Consider the following 2,602-nt stretch of genomic DNA (forward strand, 5'->3'; position numbering starts at 1 on the left):
TGCCACGCTACGTTCCGTTCACCGTCTGGCTACCCGCTGCTGCGTTCACATACGAGCCATTGACCGTGTAGTTGCTGTAGCCCGTCGCCGACGCCAGGCTGCCGTTCGCGGCAGAAGCGTTACCCAGCAACACCGTGGCTGCACCCACATTGCTAATGGCCGCACTGGTCGTCGTGTCGTACACCTTATCCGATGCAGTCACGTTCGCCACCGTCACATTGGCCTTTGCAATATTGGCCGTCATGTTCTGTTGCGTCGTCCCAGACAACGTGTAGTTCGTCGTATCTGCCAACGCCACGTTCAGGCTCACAAGCTTGTTGCTACCCGCCGATGCATTTGCAAACGTCCCATTGGCCGTGTAGTTGCTGAACGCCGTCGCACTTGCCAACGTTCCGTTCGCAGCCGACGCGTTACCCAACTGCACCGTCACGTTCCCATTCGACAGTGCTGCGTTCGTCGTCGTGTCGTACACCTTATCCGACGCCGTCACGTTCGCCACCGTCACATTGGCCTTCGCAATGTTGGCTGTCGTCTTGTTCTGACTTGACGTACTCACCGTGTAGTTCGTCGTATCGCCCAACGCCACGTTCACGTTCACCATCTGGCTACCTGCCGCTGCGTTCGCATACGAGCCATTGACCGTGTAATTGCTATAGCCCGTCGCCGACGCCAACGTGCCATTCGCCGCGCTGGCGTTACCCAGCAACACCGTCGCTGCACCCACATTGCTGATGGCCGCGTTCGTCGTCGTGTCGTACACCTTATCCGATGCCGTCACGTTCGCTACCGTCACATTAGCCTTGGCAATCGTCGCCGTCGTCTGGTTCTGACTTGACGTGCTCAATGCGTAGTTCGTCGTGTCTGCTAACGCTACGTTCACGCTCACCGTCTGGCTACCTGCAGCCGCGTTCGCATACGAGCCATTGACCGTGTAATTGCTGTAGCCCGTCGCCGACGCCAACGTGCCATTGGCTGTCGAAGCGTTACCCAGCAACACCGTCGCCGCACCCACATTGCTGATGGCCGCATTGGTCGTCGTGTCGTACACCTTATCCGATGCAGTCACGTTCGCTACCGTCACATTGGCCTTCGCAATGTTGGCCGTCATGTTCTGCTGCGTCGTCCCCGACAACGTGTAGTTCGTCGTATCCGACAACGCCACGTTCAGGTTCACAAGCTTATTACTACCTGCCGACGCGTTCGCAAACGCCCCATTGGCCGTGTAGTTGCTAAACGCCGTCGCACTCGCAAGGCTGCCGTTCGCAGCACTGGCGTTACCCAACAGGACGGTCGCCGCTCCCACATTGCTAATGGTCGCGTTCGTCGTCGTGTCGTACACCTTGTCCGACGCCGTCACGTTCGCTACCGTTACATTGGCCTTCGCAATGTTGGCCGTCATGTTCTGTTGCGTCGTCCCAGACAACGTGTAGTTCGTCGTATCTGCCAACGCCACGTTCAGGCTCACAAGCTTGTTGCTACCTGCCGATGCATTCGCAAACGTTCCATTGGCCGTGTAGTTGCTGAACGCCGTCGCACTCGCCAACGTTCCATTCGCAGCCGACGCATTACCCAACTGCACCGTCACGTTCCCATTCGACAGTGCTGCGTTCGTCGTCGTGTCGTACACCTTGTCCGACGCCGTCACGTTCGCCACCGTTACATTGGCCTTCGCAATGTTGGCTGTCGTCTGGTTCTGACTTGACGTGCTCAATGCGTAATTCGTCGTGTCTGCCAACGCCACGTTCACGTTCACCGTTTGGCTACCCGCCGTGGCATTCGCATACGAACCATTGACCGTGTAGTTGCTATAGGCCGTCGCCGACGCCAACGTGCCATTCGCCGCGCTGGCGTTACCCAACAGAACGGTCGCCGCACCCACATTACTGATCGCTGCGTTCGTCGTCGTGTCGTACACCTTGTCCGACGCCCTCACGTTCGCTACCGTTACATTGGCCTTCGCGATGTTAGCCGTCGTCTTGTTCTGACTTGACGTGCTCAATGCGTAGTTCGTCGTGTCTGCCAACGCCACGTTCACGTTCACCATCTGGCTACCTGCGGCTGCGTTCGCGTACGAACCATTGACCGTGTAGTTACTGTAGCCCGTCGCCGACGCCAACGTGCCATTCGCCGCGCTGGCATTACCCAGCAACACCGTGGCTGCACCCACATTGCTGATGGCTGCGTTCGTCGTCGTGTCGTACACCTTGTTCGATGCCGTCACGTTCGCTACCGTCACATTGGCCTTTGCAATATTGGCCGTCATGTTCTGTTGCGTCGTCCCAGACAACGTGTAGTTCGTCGTATCTGCCAACGCCACGTTCAGGCTCACAAGCTTGTTGCTACCCGCCTATTCAGGGTTTTTCGCTTCTGGCGCACTGGCGCGGCTTGCCGCCGCGTGATTCCCGTCTGCCAGGAAACGCTTGTCCACCGAGCAGATCCGGGCCAGGCACCCGCCGCCAGCCCCGGGTTCATTTCCATCCTCTGAAAGAAGGCATCATGTCGATCAAGAAATTATTTACCCTCGCCGCCAGCGCGCTGGCCCTGTCCTGCGCTGCCGGCACCACCCTGGCGGCTGACCAGACTTATGTGGTCGGCGCCGGCG

General features: G+C 58.5%; 1 protein-coding gene. It reads right to left on the bottom strand.

The genetic code is table 11. The annotated features are described in order from the left end of the window. Nucleotides 1-7 precede the first annotated feature (7 nt). Entirely contained in the window at nucleotides 8-2,329 is a 2,322-nt protein-coding gene (locus tag I5W_RS09735) for a beta strand repeat-containing protein (protein WP_044529067.1), read from the bottom strand. Between the last annotated feature and the right edge of the window lie 273 nt (nucleotides 2,330-2,602).

Origin of the sequence: Herbaspirillum sp. B65, from assembly GCF_000333555.1 — a bacterium.
Lineage (GTDB): Bacteria > Pseudomonadota > Gammaproteobacteria > Burkholderiales > Burkholderiaceae_D > Herbaspirillum > Herbaspirillum rubrisubalbicans.